Genomic DNA, 15,054 nt, shown 5'->3' with positions numbered 1-15,054 from the left:
CGAGCCGGCGCCGGTTCGGGCGTCGCCCGTCATCAGTCCGTGAGAACGATCCGCTGGACGACGGGGCTGCCGCCGATCGTGGGCAGCTCGGCGATCTTGTCACTGGTGACGAAGGCGTTCTTCGCGAAGAACGTCGGCACGACCGGGAAGTCCTCCATCACGCGCTCCTGAACCTGCACGTAGAAGTCGATCGCCTCGTCCTGCGTGGCAGCAGCATCCGCCTGCGTCAGCAGCTCGTCGACGTCGGCATTGGAGTACTCGCCCGCGCAGAGGAAGCAGGCTCCGACCTCGGTGAAGAGGGCTCGCAGCGTGTTCCGCTGGCTCGCGTACTGCGCGCCCCACTGCCCGAAGTGCGGCCCGGCGACCGTGCGGTCGACGAGCGTGCCGAAGTACTCGGGCCAGTCGGTGCTCGGCGCCGCGACGACGTCCTCGATGCCGAGGTTCTGACGGATCTGGTTGGCGTAGCCCTCGAACAGCTCATCCATGCCGAGCCCACCGGGGTAGACGATCTCCATCGTGCCCTCCCAACCTCCGGCCTCTGCGAGCAGAGCCTTCGCCGCCTCGGGGTCGAACTCGCAGAACTCGCCGCACACGCCTTCGGGGGTTCCGATCATCGCCGGCGGGGTCAGCGCCGTCGCCGGTGCGTAGAGGCCGCCGTAGATCGCGTCATTGATGGCGTCACGGTCGATCGACATCGAGATCGCCTGACGCACCCGCTCGTCGGAGTACCGCTCATCCCACAGCGGGAAGCCGAGGTAGTGGACGGTCGGCGCATCGAACGCGTACAGCCGGTCACCGAAGTCGCCGGGGGCAGAACGGTACTTGCTCGTCGGCAGGAAGATGAGGTCCGCATTCCCCGCAAGAACGTCGGTGTATCCCGTGTTCGGGTCCTCGTACGAGCGGAAGGTGATGCCGTCGATGGTCGGCTCGTCGCCGGCGAAGTCCTCGAAGGCGACGACATCGAACTCGGTGTTGTCCTGCCAGTCCTCGGACATCTGGAACGGACCATTGCCGATGGGCTTCCGGTCGTAGGCGTCGAGGTCCTCGTATGCGGCCTCAGGCATCGGGTAGAACGCCGTCTGGGCGTCGCTGAGCTGCAGCGGGAACGAGCTGTCGGCTCCGACGAGCTCGACGGTGAAGGTGCGGTCATCGACGACCGCCAGTCCACTCATGGTCTCGGCAACGGGGTCGCCCTCGACGGCCTGCAGGTCGGCGAAGCCGACGATCGATGCGAGCTGCCCGGCGTTCGCCCAGGCGTTCGTCGACAGCGCGGTGAAGTTCCACGCGTCGACGTAGCTCTGCGCCGTGACGGGTTCGCCGTTGTGGAAGGTCCAGCCGTCGCGCAGGGCGATGGTCCAGGTCACGTTGTCGTCCGACGTCACCGATTCGGCCTGGACGTAGACGATCTCGCCGCTGTCGGCCACCGTGACGAGAGGAGAGAAGATCGACAGCACGGGCGTGTAGCCCATGGTCTGCCGTCCGGGCGTGAGGTGATCCGGTTCGTTGATGGCATAGACGAAGGTGCTGGCACCGTCGTCAGCGCTGACGTCGGTGTCGCTCGGGCCTGCGCAGCCTGCGATGAGCAGGCTGAAGGCGCCTACGGCGGCGAGGGCGGATGGGACGCGGTGCTTCATGGGTTGCCTCCTTTGGCAACGCCGCGCGGGGGGCGTGACGTCAAGTATTCCGAGTCCGGCGTCGCCGGCGTGGGCCCACCGTAGCCAGCGATTGTCGTGAAGTCAATGAAGTTTAAAAACTTATTGAAACATCTGCATAGATGAAATTTGGTCGACGCGGGCCTCGCCCCGGCGCGGACGCCCGCTCAATGTTTCCATATTGCGACGATCGTCACACTTAAGTTATGTTCCGTGGGACGCACTCGAAGGAGAGGTGATCCGAGTGGTGTATTCGGAGTACTGGAACGCCAAGACCGAACTGCTCTCGCGCGACGACCTCGAAGCGCTGCAGCTGACGAAGCTCCGGCGCGTGACCGAGTGGGCCGACGCCCGGAGCCCGTTCTACCGCGCGTCGTTCGCGAAGGCCGGGTTCACCCCCGCCCAGCTGAAGAGCCTGCCCGACATCCAGCGCATCCCCTTCCTCGATCGCGATGAATGGATGGCCAGTCAGGAGGCCGCACCGCCGTACGGGGACCTGCCGGTCGCCCCCCACTCCGCTGCTGTTCGGATGCACACCACGAGCGGAACCTCCGGTCGAACGCCTCTGCGGGCGCTCGACACGAGACGCGACTGGAAGTGGACGAGCGAGATGTGGTGCTATGCGATGTGGGGCATCGGCATCCGCCCTTACGACATCGGCTACGTCGCGTTCGGGTACGGATCGTTCATCGGATTCTGGGGACTGCACAACGGACTCGAGAAGATCGGCGCCCTTGTCATCCCCGGCGGAGCTCAGACCACCGCCGCCCGGGTGAAGCAGATCATTGACTTCGGCGCGACCGTCGTCGCCTCGACTCCCACCTACGCGTTGCGGTTGGCGCAGGAGGCCGAAGCGCTCGGCTATGACCTGGCCGCCAGCGCTGTGCGCACGATCGTGCTGTCCGGCGAGCCCGCGGGCTCGATCCCGGAGACAAAGGCTCTCATCGAGACCTTATGGGGTGCTAAGGCCTACGACACCGCAGGGATGACCGAGGTCTCGACCATCTTCATGTTCGAGCCGGCCGATCAGCCCGGAGGATGCCACATCATCGAGGATCACTTCATCGAAGAGGTCATCGACCCCATTTCACGAGAAGCCCTGCCCTACGGCGAGGCCGGCGAACGGGTGTGCACGTCGTTCGGTCGGAGCATCATTCCGCTGATCCGATACCGCTCGGCCGACATGGTGGTGAAAGTGCCGCATACCCACGCGTCCAACGGCAGGACCTGGGACCTGTACGAGGGCGGCATCATCGGGCGGGTCGATGACATGAAGCTGGTGCGCGGCACGAACGTCTACCCCCGGGCGGTGGAGGGTGTGGTTCGGGGATTCCCCTCGATCGAGGAGTTCCAGATCAGGATCACCCGGGAAGGCATCCGCGACGAGATCACCCTCGTCGTCGAGCCGGCGACCTCTGTCGGCGACGCTCAGTGGGATGCACTCGAGTCGTCGCTCGTCTCAGAGCTGGCGCACGCGCACGAGGGTTTGCGCTTCCTGATCGAACGCGCCCCCGAGGGCGCACTCCCCCGTTTCGAGCTCAAGGCCAGACGACTCACTGATCTGCGCACTGCAGGAGGAGGAACCACATGACCACCGACCTGCTGGGCGCGCCGCTCAGCACCGCCGAGTCCGACATCCTCGCCGTGTACACGGCGTTGAAGGATCTGGTGAGCGACGCGACCCTGCCGCCCACCGCGGCCGCCAATCTGCGCGACGCCCTCGCGAGCGTGTCCATCGTCGTGACGGGCCTCTGCCTCGACTACGAGCAGCTGATCGATCTCGGCTGCTGATCATGACGAGAATCGCTGTCATCGGAGGAGGCCCGGGCGGCCTCTATGCCTCGATCCTGCTCAAGAAGGCCGACCCGGCACGCGAGGTCCGCGTATTCGAGCGCAACGCCGTCGACGACACCTTCGGCTTCGGGGTCGTGTTCTCGCAGGAGACCCTCGACAATCTCGCCGCGGCCGACGCGGAGTCGTTCAGCAGGATCGAGCGTCTGTGGCGACGCTGGTCGGCCATGGACGTGACGATCAACGACGTCACCGAACGCTCCGATGGTCACGCTTTCGCCGCGCTCGCCCGCAAGGAGCTCCTCGCCGTCCTGGCCGAGCGCGCGAGCGAGCTGGGCGTCGAACTCGACCACCGCACGAGCGCCCCGCCCGTGCCCGAACTGCAGCGGGAATACGACCTGGTGATCGCCAGCGACGGCATCAACAGCGGCACGCGCGAGACCCTGGCGACCGAGTTCGGGACGACCACGGTGCTCAGGCCGTTCCCGTACGCCTGGTTCGGCACGGATCGTCCGGTCGAATGCTTCACGTTCGTCTTCGTCGACACGCCCTACGGCCGCTTCTGGGCGCACATCTACCCCTACAACGACACTCACTCCACATTCCTCGTCGAGACCGATCCCGAGACCTGGCGGCGCGCGGGGCTCGACGACTTCGCGGCGTCTCCTCGCCACCCCGGTCAGAGCGATGAGCGATCCATGCGGTTCTGCGAAGAGATCTTCGCGGACTACCTCGACGGCCACCGACTCGTCGGGAACAACTCGGGATGGCTCACCTTCCGCGACGTCTCGAACCAGCGCTGGGTGACGGGCAACGTCGTGCTGATCGGCGATGCCGCGCACACGGCGCACTTCTCGATCGGATCGGGCACGAAGCAGGCGCTCGAGGACGCGATCGCCTTGGCGGATGCCGTCGCAGAGGGCCACGGCATCCCCGACGCGCTGGAACGCTACGAGACCGAGAGGCGCCCGATCGCCGCATCGTTGCGCCGCTCGGCGATGACGAGCCTCGAGTGGTTCGAGTCGATCGACCGATACGCGCACCTGCCCCCGCAGCAGTTCGTCTTCCAGCTGCTCACGCGCAGTCAGCGGATCACCTACGACAATCTGAGACTGCGTGACGCCGGGTATGCGCAGCGGGTGGATGACTGGTTCAACACGGATCAGCTCGAACGCGGGAACGTCGCCGAGGCCGGGACCCCGCCGATGTTCTATCCGTTCCGGCTGCGGGGCATGCACCTGAAGAACCGGATCGTCGTCTCGCCGATGGCGCAGTACTCGGCCGTCGACGGGATGCCGACCGACTGGCATCTGGTCCACCTCGGTTCGCGCGCGGTGGGCGGCGCCGGCCTCGTCCTCACCGAGATGACCTGCGTCTCACCCGAGGGACGCATCACACCGGGTTGCCCGGGCATCTGGAACGACGAGCAGGCCGCGACCTGGAGGGGCATCGTCGACTTCGTTCACGAGAACACGACGGCCAAGATCGGCCTCCAGATCGGCCACGCGGGAGCGAAAGCGGCGACGAAGGTCGGGTGGGAGGGCAACGATGTGCCCCTGGAGGAGGGGGCCTGGCCGATCGTGGCCGCATCACCGCGGCCCTACCGCCCCGACTCGCAGGTGCCGCACGAGCTGACCCGCGCTGAGATCGCCGAGATCGTGGACCAGCACGTCGTCTCAGCCCGTTATGCGGATGGCGCAGGATTCGACATGGTCGAGCTGCACTTCGCCCACGGGTATCTGGTGTCGGGGTTCCTCAGCCCGCTGTCGAACCGTCGATCGGACGAGTACGGGGGCAGCCTCGAGAACCGGTCTCGACTGGCGCGCGAGATCGTGAGCGCCGTGCGAGCGGCGTGGCCCGACGACAAGCCCCTCAGTGCGCGCATCAGTGCCACCGACTGGGTCGATGGCGGGATCACGGGTGACGACGCGGTTCAGGTATCGCGATGGCTCGCCGAGCTCGGAGTCGACATCATCGACGTGTCGACCGGGCAGACCTCGGTGGATGCCGCGCCGGCGTACGGTCGGCTCTATCAGACTCCCTACAGCGACCAGATCAGGCAGGAGACGGGCATTCCCACCATGACCGTGGGCGCCGTCTCGAGCATCGACGACGTGAACACGATCCTGGTCGCCGGCCGCGCTGATCTCTGCCTCCTGGCCCGCCCCCATCTCATCGATCCGTACTGGACCATGAACGCGGCGCTGGATGTTCAGTGGGACGACGACTCGGTGCCGCCCCAGTACCTCAGCGGACTGACGGCGCGGCGTCGGGCACAGGTGGCCCGATGACCGATGCAGTGAGCGCGCGATCCGCGGGCGGCGTGGTCAACGACGGTCGAGCGACCGCGTTCCTCGCCTCGATCGACGTGCAGCCGACGACCGCTGCCGATCACGGCGACCGGTTCCTCGGAGTCGCTCAGTATGTCCCGTGGCCGAAGGCGTACGGGGGCGACACCGCGGCGCAGGCCCTCGCTGCCGCATCCCGCACGGTCGATGGCGACCGTGTCATGAACTCCTTCCATGCCTACTTCGTCCGGCCCGTCGACGTAGGCGCCGAGGTGGAGCACGAGGTGTCGCGGGTCCGCGACGGACGCGGATTCTCGATCCGTCGAGTGGTGTCGCGCCAGGCCGGACACGAGGTGCTCTCGGCGCTCGCATCGTTCGCGCTCGAGCAGGATGCCGACCACGACGATCGCTTCACCGAGGTGGCTCCGACCGGGTGGACGCCCCCGCAGCAACTCCCCACCGCGGCGGAGTACCTCGCGATGGTCGGCGCGACGGGTGCCGCGGCCGACTACTGGTCGGCGGGCCGCAGCTTCGATCTGCGGCACGACCCCTCGCCGATCTATCTCACCGTCGACGGCGGCGAACAGGTCTCGATCGTCTGGATTCGCGCCGCCAGCACGCTGCCGACCGACTCCGTGACACAGCGCCTGGCGCTCGCCTACGTCTGCGACTACACGATCCTCGAGCCCTCGCTACGTGTGTACGGGCTCGGGTGGACGACTCCCGGCCTCGTGACGGCGAGCCTCGACCACAGCATGTGGTTCCACCGTGAGTTCGACCTCAACGACTGGGTCATGTACGTGCAAGAGCCGATCGCGGTACGGGCCGGTCGCGCACTGAATCGAGGTCGGTTCTTCACCGCCGACGGCACCCACGTCGCCACCGTCGCCCAGGAGGGCGTCATCCGCCCGCATGTCGAGAGGGAACGTCAATGACCAGCCGCAACATCAATCCCGTGGGCCTCAGCCAGCCGTCGGGCTTCTCGCACGCGACGCGCGCCGGCGACACCGTGCATCTCGGCGGCCAGACGGCGATGGATGCCGCCGGTCGCATCGTCGACGGCGGCATCGTCGAGCAGTTCCGGCAGGCGTTCTCGAACGTACTCATTGCGCTGGATGCCGCCGGAGGCGTCCCGACCGACCTCGTCTCGATCACCATCTACCTCACCGACCTGCACGACTACCAGCGCAACGGTCGAGAGATCGGCCGGGTGTGGCGCGAACTCGCCGGCGCCCACTATCCGGCGATGGCCGGCGTCGGGGTGACCGCGCTGTGGCAGCCCGACGCACTCATCGAGATTCAAGGCATTGCTGTCATCGCCCCCGACTCTGCAGCAGGCTCGGGCACCTCGTGAGGCTGGCCACTGTGGAGCGAGCCGATGGATCCGTCACCTCCGTACTCGAGACCGAAGGCGGCCTCCTCCCCCTGAACGCTCCCAACCTCGACCGGCTGCTGTGCGACCCGCGAGCCGGCTTCTCTCCGACGGCTCCAGCACTCACCGATGTCACGCGCTTCCTGTGCCCGGTTCTTGCGCCGGCGAAGGTCATCTGCGTCGGGCTGAACTACCGCACCCACATTCTCGAGATGGGTCACGACCTTCCTCAGTATCCGACAATCTTCCTGAAGCACGCCGACACCCTGATCGGGCCGACCGCAGACATCGAGTTGCCCCCGGTCTCGGACCGGATCGACTGGGAGGGCGAACTCGTCGTCGTCGTCGGCCGTGAGCTGCACCGTGCTGATCAGCAGCACGCGGCGGCGGCCATCGCCGGCTACACCATCGCCAATGACGTGTCGCTCCGAGACTGGCAGTACCGCTCGACGCAGTGGCAGCAGGGAAAGATGTTCGATGCCACGACTCCCCTCGGCCCCGTCATCGTGACGGCAGACGAGTTCGACCCGCGTGACGGGCAGTTACTGCGAACCCGGGTGAACGGTGAGATCGTGCAGGAGGCCCCGGTCTCGGATCTGGTCTTCGACGCGGCCCACCTGCTCAGCTACATCTCGCACATCACCCGGCTTCGACCCGGCGATCTGGTGCTCACCGGCACGCCGGGCGGGGTTGGCGCGGGGCGTCAGCCTCAGGTCTACCTCGCTGACGGCGACTTCGTGGAGGTCGAGGTCGAGGGCATTGGCCGACTCCGCAATCGACTCCGAATCACCCCCCTCTCCCCGCAGACGACAGGAGCAGCATATGGCGCACGATGACATCCCCGTGGTGACCCGGGCGGGCCACGAGCTCGCCGGGACCGGACAATCAGGAGGCGCCCTCCGGGTGTCCGGCGTGAGCGCCCAGCACACCCCGGCGACGAAGATCTGGTTCGGTCAGGTCAGCAACGAGCCCGGCTACCGGTCGTTGCCCCATCATCACGGTGAGGCGGAGACCGGCGGATACGTCCTTCGGGGCACCGCCCGCATCTACTTCGGCCCGGACTACACGCGGTGGACCGACATGAATGCGGGCGACTGGGTGTTCGTGCCGCCCCACATGCCGCACGTCGAGGCGAACATGTCGACCACAGAAGAACTGGTCTGGCTGACTGCCCGCACCCCGGAGAACATCGTCGTCAACCTGGACGACGTGGACGACGCCGCGCTCGAGGGATACCGTCGCGTCTGACCAGGCGGCTGCGACTATGCGGTTCGCGCCTGCTCGACCGGCGAGACCCTCGACGTCACATGCGACCACGCCCCCGCCTGCAGGCGCTCAGAGAGCGCGAGGAAGCCGTCGATGCTGCGCTGCCCCGGCCAGTCAGACGGCAGCAGGTGCGCGGGCAGCCCCGGGTCGATGTACGGCAGTATTCGCCAGTTGTCGATCAGGGTCACATAGCCGATGAAGGCCTCGAGGGCGCTGGCGCCCTCGGTCTCTTCGATGGCGTTGACGGCGCGCAGGAACGACTCGTGCTCCTCGCGGAGGAGTTCGAGGTCCCACCACGTTGCGACAGCCTCGGGCAATGAATCGGCGACGCGCGGCTCTTCGGTGCGGAAGAGCACGTAGCGCTCGACACCGAGGTCGTGCACGATCTCTTCCACCTCGAGACTGAGATAGTCGGGGCATACCCACAGCGCAGGTGCGACCAGCCCGCACCCGATCCACTGCAGTCTCCGGCGCAGCTGATGACGCAGATCACGCTGGTTCTCCGGGATGCTGAAAGACACGAGGCACCACGCGTCGGCGGCGCCCATCTGCCGGACGTGGAAGATCCGACGATCGCCGCGTTCGAGCATCCGTTCTGAATCTGAGTTGAGACGGTAGCCGATCGCGTGCGCCCGCTCGGCGACGAGCAACCCCTTCTTCTTCAGGCGGACGACGCCCGTTCGCGTGCGCGCTGCCGGAATGCCGAGATCCTCCATCAGAGCGATGAGGTCGGAGATGGCGATCCAGCCGCCCACGCGACGCAGATACAGGCCGATGATCGTCCTGAGGATGGAGGTCGTGCTTCCGGGTCGGGCATCGATGTCGTCGAAAGCCGTCACCACGGTCCTCCTTGCGTCAGCGGGAATCTCCGTAGTCTGGCACAGCGTCGCAGAGCGCCTGAAGACCGCGGAGCGTCTCGACAAAGGTCGTGCTCAGCGGTGACAGGCCGAGGCGGAGACCGTTCGGTGCGCGGAAGTCGGGGATGACTCCGTGGGCCCACAGCGTCTGCGTCACCTCCCGGAATGACGGATGACCGACGGTGATGTGCGACCCGCGGCGCGCCGACGCTCGGGGGCTGAGCAGCTCGATCCCGCGGGGGGCCAGCAGGGCATCGTGCACGTCGACCGCGAAGTCGGTGAGCGTGCGCGACTTGGCCCGCACCGCATCGATTCCTGCCCGATCGATCAGGCCGAGCATCCCCTGCATCGCGAGCATGCCCACGACCGGGGGCGTGCCGCTCACGAATCTGCGCATTCCCCCGCCCGGGCGGTAGTTCGGCCCCATGGCGAAAACATGAGCAGCGCCCATCCAGCCCCAGATGGGCTGCTCCAGCCGATCCTGAAGGTCGGCCCGCACATAGGCGAATGCGGGGGCTCCCGGGCCGCCGTTCAGGTACTTGTACGTGCACCCGACAGCCAGATCCACACCCCACGCGTCAAGCTCCATCGGGATCACCCCCGCGCTGTGGCTGAGATCCCACACCATCAGCGAGTCGGCGGCCTTGACGATGCGCGTGATCGCGCGCATATCCGCGAGCGCTCCCGATCGATAGTCGACGTGGCTGAGCACGACGACCGCTGTCTCGGGCGTCAGAGCGGCAGCGACGTCGTCCGGCGCCACGCCGTCGATCGGATCGGCATCGATCCAGTCGATCGCGAGACCGCGCGCCGCGGCGACCCCCTCGACGACGAAGCGATCGGTCGGGAAGTTCCCCCGCTCGATGAGGATCCTCGAGCCCGCCGGCACGTCCGCGACAGCGGCGCTGATGAGCTTGTAGAGCAGCACGGTCGTCGAATCGGCGACCACCGTCTGCCCGGCCGCCGCACCGAGTGCGACGCGGGCGATCGTGTCGCCCAGGATGAACGGGAGCTCCATCCAGTTCTCGTCCCAGGACCGGATCAGTCGGGTGCCCCACTGCTCGGCCACGAACTGCGCGATCCTCTCGCCCGTTCCACGAACGGGCCGGCCGAGAGAGTTGCCGTCGAGGTAGGCCGTGACGCCGACCGCCGGTTCGAACTGCTCAGCGAAGCTGCCGAGCGGATCGGCGAGGTCCAGCGCGCGGGCCCGCTCGAGCAGTGCGCCGCCGACCTCAGGAGGGAGCAGGGGGACCGGTGAGCCCGTCATGCGCCGATCTCGGTTCGCACCCGGTAGAGCTCGGGGAAGAACGTGAGGCTGAGGGCGCGCTGCAGGAAGTCGACTCCGCTCGAGCCCCCGGTTCCCGTCTTAATCCCGATCGTGCGCATCACGGTGCGCATGTGCCGAAAGCGCCAGAGCTGGAAGTTGTCCTCGATGTCCACGAGTTCCTCGCATGCCTCGTACAGGTCCCAGTGTCCGCTGTGATCGCGGTAGATCTCGAGCAGGACCGGCACGAGCGCGGGCTGGACGCGATACGGCTCGGTGACATCCCGTTCGAGGACCTCCGGCGGGATGGGGAAGCCTCGACGGGCGAGGAGCCGCAGGAACTCGTCATACAGACTGGGCGCCTCGAGCTCGGCGGCCAGAACGCTCTGGCTCGCCGGATCGTCGGCGAACACGGCGAGCATGTCGCGGTTCTTGTTGCCCAGCAGGAATTCCACCGCCCGATACTGGGCGGATTGGAACCCGGAGGAGCTGCCGAGGTCGTCACGGAACTGCGCGTACTCAGAAGGTGTCAGAGTCGACAGCACCGACCACTGCTGCGTGAGCACCTCCTGGATGTGCTTCACGCGGGCCAGCCGCTTGAGCGCTTCGCGGAGCTCGTCCTGGCGAAGAAGCGCTCGCGCAGAGGCGAATTCGTGCAGCAGGAGCTTCAGCCAGAGCTCGGTGGTCTGGTGCTGGATGATGAACAGCATCTCGTCGTGGTGCACCGGGTTGCTCACGGGCCGTTGGGCAGACAGCAGCTGCTCGAGGTCCAGATAGCCGCCATAACTCATGCGGTCGCTGAAGTCTCTGACGACCCCCTCTTCTATGGGCCTCACGTTGTCTGCCACGGTCGACTCCTCATCGCGTTCGCATTGCCGGACCCCGTAAACATATCGAACTAATGACGAGCGTCACACTTTCTACATAGATGCGTCCAGCATGTCGGCGACCGGGCGCCAGTCCAGGTGCAGTGCACGAGCCACCTCTGCGTTGGTGAGAACACCGTCGACGGTGTGGAGGCCCGCGGCCAACGACGAATCCGACGTCAGTGCGTCGATCCACCCACGATCGGCGAGGCGGCGCACATACGGCAGCGTCGCGTTGGTCAGCGCGCGGGTGGCGGTGTGCGGAACGGCCCCGGGCATGTTCGCCACGCAGTAGTAGATGGCATCGTGCACCCGGAAGGTGGGAGCGTCGTGGGTCGTTGCGCGGGAACCCTCGAAGCATCCGCCCTGGTCGATGGCGATGTCCACCAGAACGGACCCCTCGCGCATGCGGGCGACCATCTCGTCGGTGACGAGCTTGGGCGCCGCCGCCCCGGGAACCAGAACCGACCCGATCACCAGGTCGGCATCCGCCACGAGCGCGGCGATCTCCCGCGGCGTCGAGAGCCGAGTCTGCACGCGTTCACCGAGGACAGCTTCGAGGTGACGCAGTCTCGCGGTCGAGATATCGACGATCGTGACGTCGGCGCCAAGACCGATCGCGCTGCGCGCCGCGTGCTCCCCGGCGACCCCGCCGCCGATGACCACGACCTTCGCCTTCGGTGTTCCGGGGACTCCCCCCAGAACGACCCCGCGACCACCGAACGGACCCAGAAGGTGGTGCGCGCCGACCGTGATCGACAGTCTGCCCGCGACTTCGCTCATCGGCGCGAGGAGGGGCAGAGAGCCGTCTGCGAGCCGCACGGTCTCATAGGCGATCGACGTCACACCCGCGTCCAGAAGCGCCCGGGTGCAGGGCTCGGATGCGGCGAGATGCAGGTAGGTGAACAGCACCTGGCCCCGCTGCAGCCGGACGAACTCGTCGGCGATCGGCTCCTTCACCTTGACGATCAACTCGTTCGAGGACCACACGGCGTCGGCCGTCGGAGCGATCGAGGCTCCAGCGCCCCGGAAGTCGTCGTCGGTGATGCCAGCACCGAGCCCTGCTCCGGTCTGGACGGCGACCTCATGGCCGGAGCGCACGAGCGCGTCCACTCCCTCCGGGGTGATCGCGACTCGTCGCTCGTTGTTCTTGACTTCAGCGGGGATGCCGACGCGCATGGCGGGGTTTCCTTTCTATTTTGCTCCCAATAGTGGCGATGGAGTCGGGCCACGAGGGGAATCCCCGAATCTTCAGCACCTTCATCGCCTTCATCTGCCGTAATGTTTCGAACGGGCACCCAGGGAGGCCGACATGACTGCAAGGATCCGCAATGACGCGTCGATCGACGAGACCGATGCCCGCATCCTGGGGTTGCTGCGCGAACGCGGACGAGCCACCAACCGACAGATCGCCGCACAGGCGGGCGTGGCTGAGGCCACCGCGCATGCACGCGTGCGGGGCCTCGAAGAGCGGGGGGTGATCGTCGGATACGAGGCGGTCGTGTCGCAGCGGGCCCTCGGCCTCGATATCCAGGCGCTGATCGGCGTCACGCTGCGGCCCGGAGCCCGCCAGACCAGCATCGCAAGCTTCTCTGCGCACGTGCGCAGTCTGACCGAGGTGACTCAGGCATTCTTCGTGGGCGGAGTCGATGACTTCATCGTGCATGTCGCCGTCGCGGACTCGACGGAGCTTCGACGCTTCATCGTCGACCAGATGTCGGGCCACGCGAGCGTCGCGTCCACGCGAACCAGCATCATCTTCGAGTACACGCGCAACGCGTCCGCGTCGTCGTTTTCCTAGACCCTGAGGCGCCAGCGTCGGCTAGGCCACCCGATCGGCGTCGTCCCCGATGCCGGGGCCCTCGACAGCAGAAACCCCCGAACCACGAGGTTCGAGGGCTTCTTCTGTCCTGACACAGGACAATGGTTGCGGCCACGTCCCGCTGAGTGGTGGTCTTTCGTTTCCGCGCGATGATCAGCTGGTTGTAGTTTAGGCGGCCGTGATCTCGGGCAGGATCACCCCCTGATCGACCTCGGTGATGGTTACGAGTTCGGCCATAGACGCTTCGGAAAAGTAGCGGCGGTCGCCAGCTTCCCATTCGTCGTGCTGCTCGATCAGAACGGCGCCGGTCAGGCGCAGCAGGCTGGCAGTGTTCGGGAACACTCCGACGACGTCGGTGCGACGTTTGATCTCACGATTCAGCCGTTCCAGCGGATTCGTCGACCAGATCTGCCGCCAATGCCGGGCTGGGAAGTGCTTGAACGCCAGCACGTCGGCTCGGGCATCGTGGAGCATCCGGGCAGCCTTGGGGTGAACACGGTCGATCATGCGAGCAACCTCATCGAACTGCGCGTCAATATGCTCAGCGTCGGGTTGGGCGAAGATCGTGCGGATGATCGAGGCGACCATCTCCTGCCGACCTTTGGGCAAGGCGGTGAGCACGTTGCGCATGAAGTGCACGCGGCACCGCTGCCAACTGGCTCCCTGCAGCACCACTGCGGCGGCTGCTTTCAAGCCCGCGTGCGCGTCAGAGATCACCAGCTTCACCCCGGAAAGGCCTCGGGCTTTCAGGGACCGCAAGAACGCTTTCCAGAAATCCTCGGTTTCGCTGTCGCCCACGTCAAAGCCGAGCACCTGACGGTGCCCGTCAGCGGTGATCCCGATCACGACGACAACCGCTTGAGACACCACCCGCCCGTCGATGCGAACCTTGCAATAGGTGGCGTCCAAGAAGACGTAGGGGTAGGCGATCTGAGACAGGGATCGGTCGCGGAATGCCGCAACCGTCGCGTCCAGGCCGGCGCAGATGCGAGACACCTCGGACTTCGAGATGCCCGCATCGGCGCCGAGCGCTTTGACCAGATCGTCAACCTTGCGGGTGGAGACGCCGTGCAGGTAGGCCTCCATCACCACGGCGAACAGCGCCTGATCGACCCGGCGGCGCCGCTCCAACAGCGACGGGAAGAAACTGCCGGCCCGCAGTTTCGGGATCCGCAACTCCAAATCTCCCGCAGTGGTCGACAGGGTGCGCAACCTTGCCCCGTTGCGAGTCGCAACGCGCTCGGCGGTGCGCTCGTAGGGTCCGGCGCCGATCACCGACGCGGCTTCGGCGTCGATCAGTTCTTGGTAGAGCCGTTCGGTCATCTGACGGATGCGGTCGGTGGTGTCGGTGAGTTTCAGCTCGGCGAGCAGCTGAAGCAGGGCAGACTGATTGAGGGCCATCGTGCGATCTCCTGTCGTGAGTAACTTGGTCGTTCTCACTGACCATCGCACGGTGGCCCCTCACGTCGATGACACGACGCTCAGGACCGGAAAGTCCACCACTCCACGGGACTCAGGCCATCGAAACGACTCGATTCGAACGAGAGAGTGGCGCAACGCGTCAACCACCTGATGTTCATCAATGGGCGCATGACTCAGCGCCGCCTTGCCGGGCTTATCGGCGTTGCTGCGCCCACCGTCGCGGTGAAGATGACCGGGCGCAACCGATGGTCTCTTGACGACCTGGTTTCGCTGTGCGAAGTCTTTGGTGTCTCACCCAACTACATGCTCGGACTTGAGCCCATTGAGTCGGCGGCCCCGCAAAAGAGCATTGCCCCCGCCGCTAGAGCGACAGGGGCAATGACTTTGGTTGCGGGGGCAGTGTCTAGTTTCAGGACATAGGAAACCCCTGTCTCACGACATAGGAAACATCCCG

The 15,054-nt window shown here is 66.3% G+C and carries 15 protein-coding genes; 9 read left to right on the top strand and 6 right to left on the bottom strand.

Annotation, left to right across the window (positions count from 1 at the left end):
• Positions 1-32: 32 nt before the first annotated feature.
• Positions 33-1,634, bottom strand: a complete 1,602-nt coding sequence (locus tag ACTIE9_RS12925) for a peptide ABC transporter substrate-binding protein (protein ID WP_439565976.1) — start codon at positions 1,632-1,634, stop codon at positions 33-35.
• Between the two features lie 262 nt (positions 1,635-1,896).
• Between ACTIE9_RS12925 and ACTIE9_RS12920 the strand changes: the two genes are divergently transcribed.
• The 7 genes from ACTIE9_RS12920 to ACTIE9_RS12890 are packed head-to-tail and all read left to right on the top strand — an operon-like array spanning position 1,897 to position 8,351.
• Entirely contained in the window at positions 1,897-3,243 is a 1,347-nt protein-coding gene (locus tag ACTIE9_RS12920) for a phenylacetate--CoA ligase family protein (RefSeq protein WP_439565975.1), read from the top strand.
• Positions 3,240-3,443, top strand: coding sequence for a hypothetical protein (locus ACTIE9_RS12915; protein WP_439565974.1), 204 nt, complete (start codon positions 3,240-3,242; stop codon positions 3,441-3,443). Before ACTIE9_RS12920 ends, ACTIE9_RS12915 begins: the two co-directional genes overlap by 4 nt.
• A 2-nt stretch (positions 3,444-3,445) precedes the next feature.
• On the top strand, positions 3,446-5,734 hold the full coding sequence (locus tag ACTIE9_RS12910) for a bifunctional salicylyl-CoA 5-hydroxylase/oxidoreductase (RefSeq protein WP_439565973.1): 2,289 nt from the start codon (positions 3,446-3,448) through the stop codon (positions 5,732-5,734).
• Positions 5,731-6,666, top strand: a complete 936-nt coding sequence (locus ACTIE9_RS12905) for an acyl-CoA thioesterase (protein WP_439565972.1) — start codon at positions 5,731-5,733, stop codon at positions 6,664-6,666. The genes ACTIE9_RS12910 and ACTIE9_RS12905 overlap by 4 nt, the downstream gene beginning before the upstream one ends.
• Positions 6,663-7,085: a RidA family protein gene (locus tag ACTIE9_RS12900; protein WP_439565971.1), complete on the top strand. Its 423-nt coding sequence runs from the start codon at positions 6,663-6,665 to the stop codon at positions 7,083-7,085. Before ACTIE9_RS12905 ends, ACTIE9_RS12900 begins: the two co-directional genes overlap by 4 nt.
• 11 nt (positions 7,086-7,096) lie before the next feature.
• Complete coding sequence (locus tag ACTIE9_RS12895) at positions 7,097-7,939, top strand: fumarylacetoacetate hydrolase family protein (RefSeq protein WP_439565970.1); 843 nt, start codon at positions 7,097-7,099, stop codon at positions 7,937-7,939.
• The gene (locus ACTIE9_RS12890; RefSeq protein WP_439565969.1) at positions 7,926-8,351 is read left to right on the top strand and encodes a cupin domain-containing protein; all 426 of its coding nucleotides are present in this window, start codon (positions 7,926-7,928) and stop codon (positions 8,349-8,351) included. Before ACTIE9_RS12895 ends, ACTIE9_RS12890 begins: the two co-directional genes overlap by 14 nt.
• 14 nt (positions 8,352-8,365) lie before the next feature.
• Here the strand turns inward: ACTIE9_RS12890 and ACTIE9_RS12885 are convergent, their stop codons facing one another.
• The 4 genes from ACTIE9_RS12885 to ald all read right to left on the bottom strand — a co-directional run bounded on the left by ACTIE9_RS12885 (position 8,366) and on the right by ald (position 12,535).
• A complete protein-coding gene (locus ACTIE9_RS12885; RefSeq protein WP_439565968.1) occupies positions 8,366-9,208 on the bottom strand; it encodes a PaaX family transcriptional regulator in 843 nt (280 codons plus the stop codon).
• A gap of 16 nt (positions 9,209-9,224) precedes the next feature.
• A complete protein-coding gene (locus tag ACTIE9_RS12880; protein WP_439565967.1) occupies positions 9,225-10,493 on the bottom strand; it encodes a kynureninase in 1,269 nt (422 codons plus the stop codon).
• Entirely contained in the window at positions 10,490-11,338 is an 849-nt protein-coding gene (gene kynA / locus ACTIE9_RS12875) for a tryptophan 2,3-dioxygenase (RefSeq protein ID WP_439565966.1), read from the bottom strand. Before kynA ends, ACTIE9_RS12880 begins: the two co-directional genes overlap by 4 nt.
• 72 nt (positions 11,339-11,410) lie before the next feature.
• Positions 11,411-12,535 (bottom strand): alanine dehydrogenase, encoded by a 1,125-nt coding sequence (gene ald / locus ACTIE9_RS12870; protein WP_439565965.1) that lies wholly within the window; start codon positions 12,533-12,535, stop codon positions 11,411-11,413.
• A gap of 133 nt (positions 12,536-12,668) precedes the next feature.
• Between ald and ACTIE9_RS12865 the strand changes: the two genes are divergently transcribed.
• On the top strand, positions 12,669-13,157 hold the full coding sequence (locus ACTIE9_RS12865; protein ID WP_439565964.1) for an Lrp/AsnC family transcriptional regulator: 489 nt from the start codon (positions 12,669-12,671) through the stop codon (positions 13,155-13,157).
• Between the two features lie 189 nt (positions 13,158-13,346).
• Here the strand turns inward: ACTIE9_RS12865 and ACTIE9_RS12860 are convergent, their stop codons facing one another.
• A complete protein-coding gene (locus ACTIE9_RS12860) occupies positions 13,347-14,579 on the bottom strand; it encodes an IS256 family transposase (protein WP_439565963.1) in 1,233 nt (410 codons plus the stop codon).
• Positions 14,580-14,726: 147 nt separating this feature from the next.
• On the opposite strand from ACTIE9_RS12860, the gene ACTIE9_RS12855 reads away from it, so the two are divergent.
• Positions 14,727-15,020, top strand: a complete 294-nt coding sequence (locus tag ACTIE9_RS12855) for a helix-turn-helix domain-containing protein (protein ID WP_439565962.1) — start codon at positions 14,727-14,729, stop codon at positions 15,018-15,020.
• The last annotated feature ends 34 nt before the right edge of the window (positions 15,021-15,054 follow it).

Origin of the sequence: Microcella sp. (assembly GCF_051860105.1) — a bacterium.
Lineage (GTDB): Bacteria > Actinomycetota > Actinomycetes > Actinomycetales > Microbacteriaceae > Microcella.
Note: the sequence above shows the minus strand (reverse complement) of the source record. Positions and strands in the feature narration are given on the sequence as shown.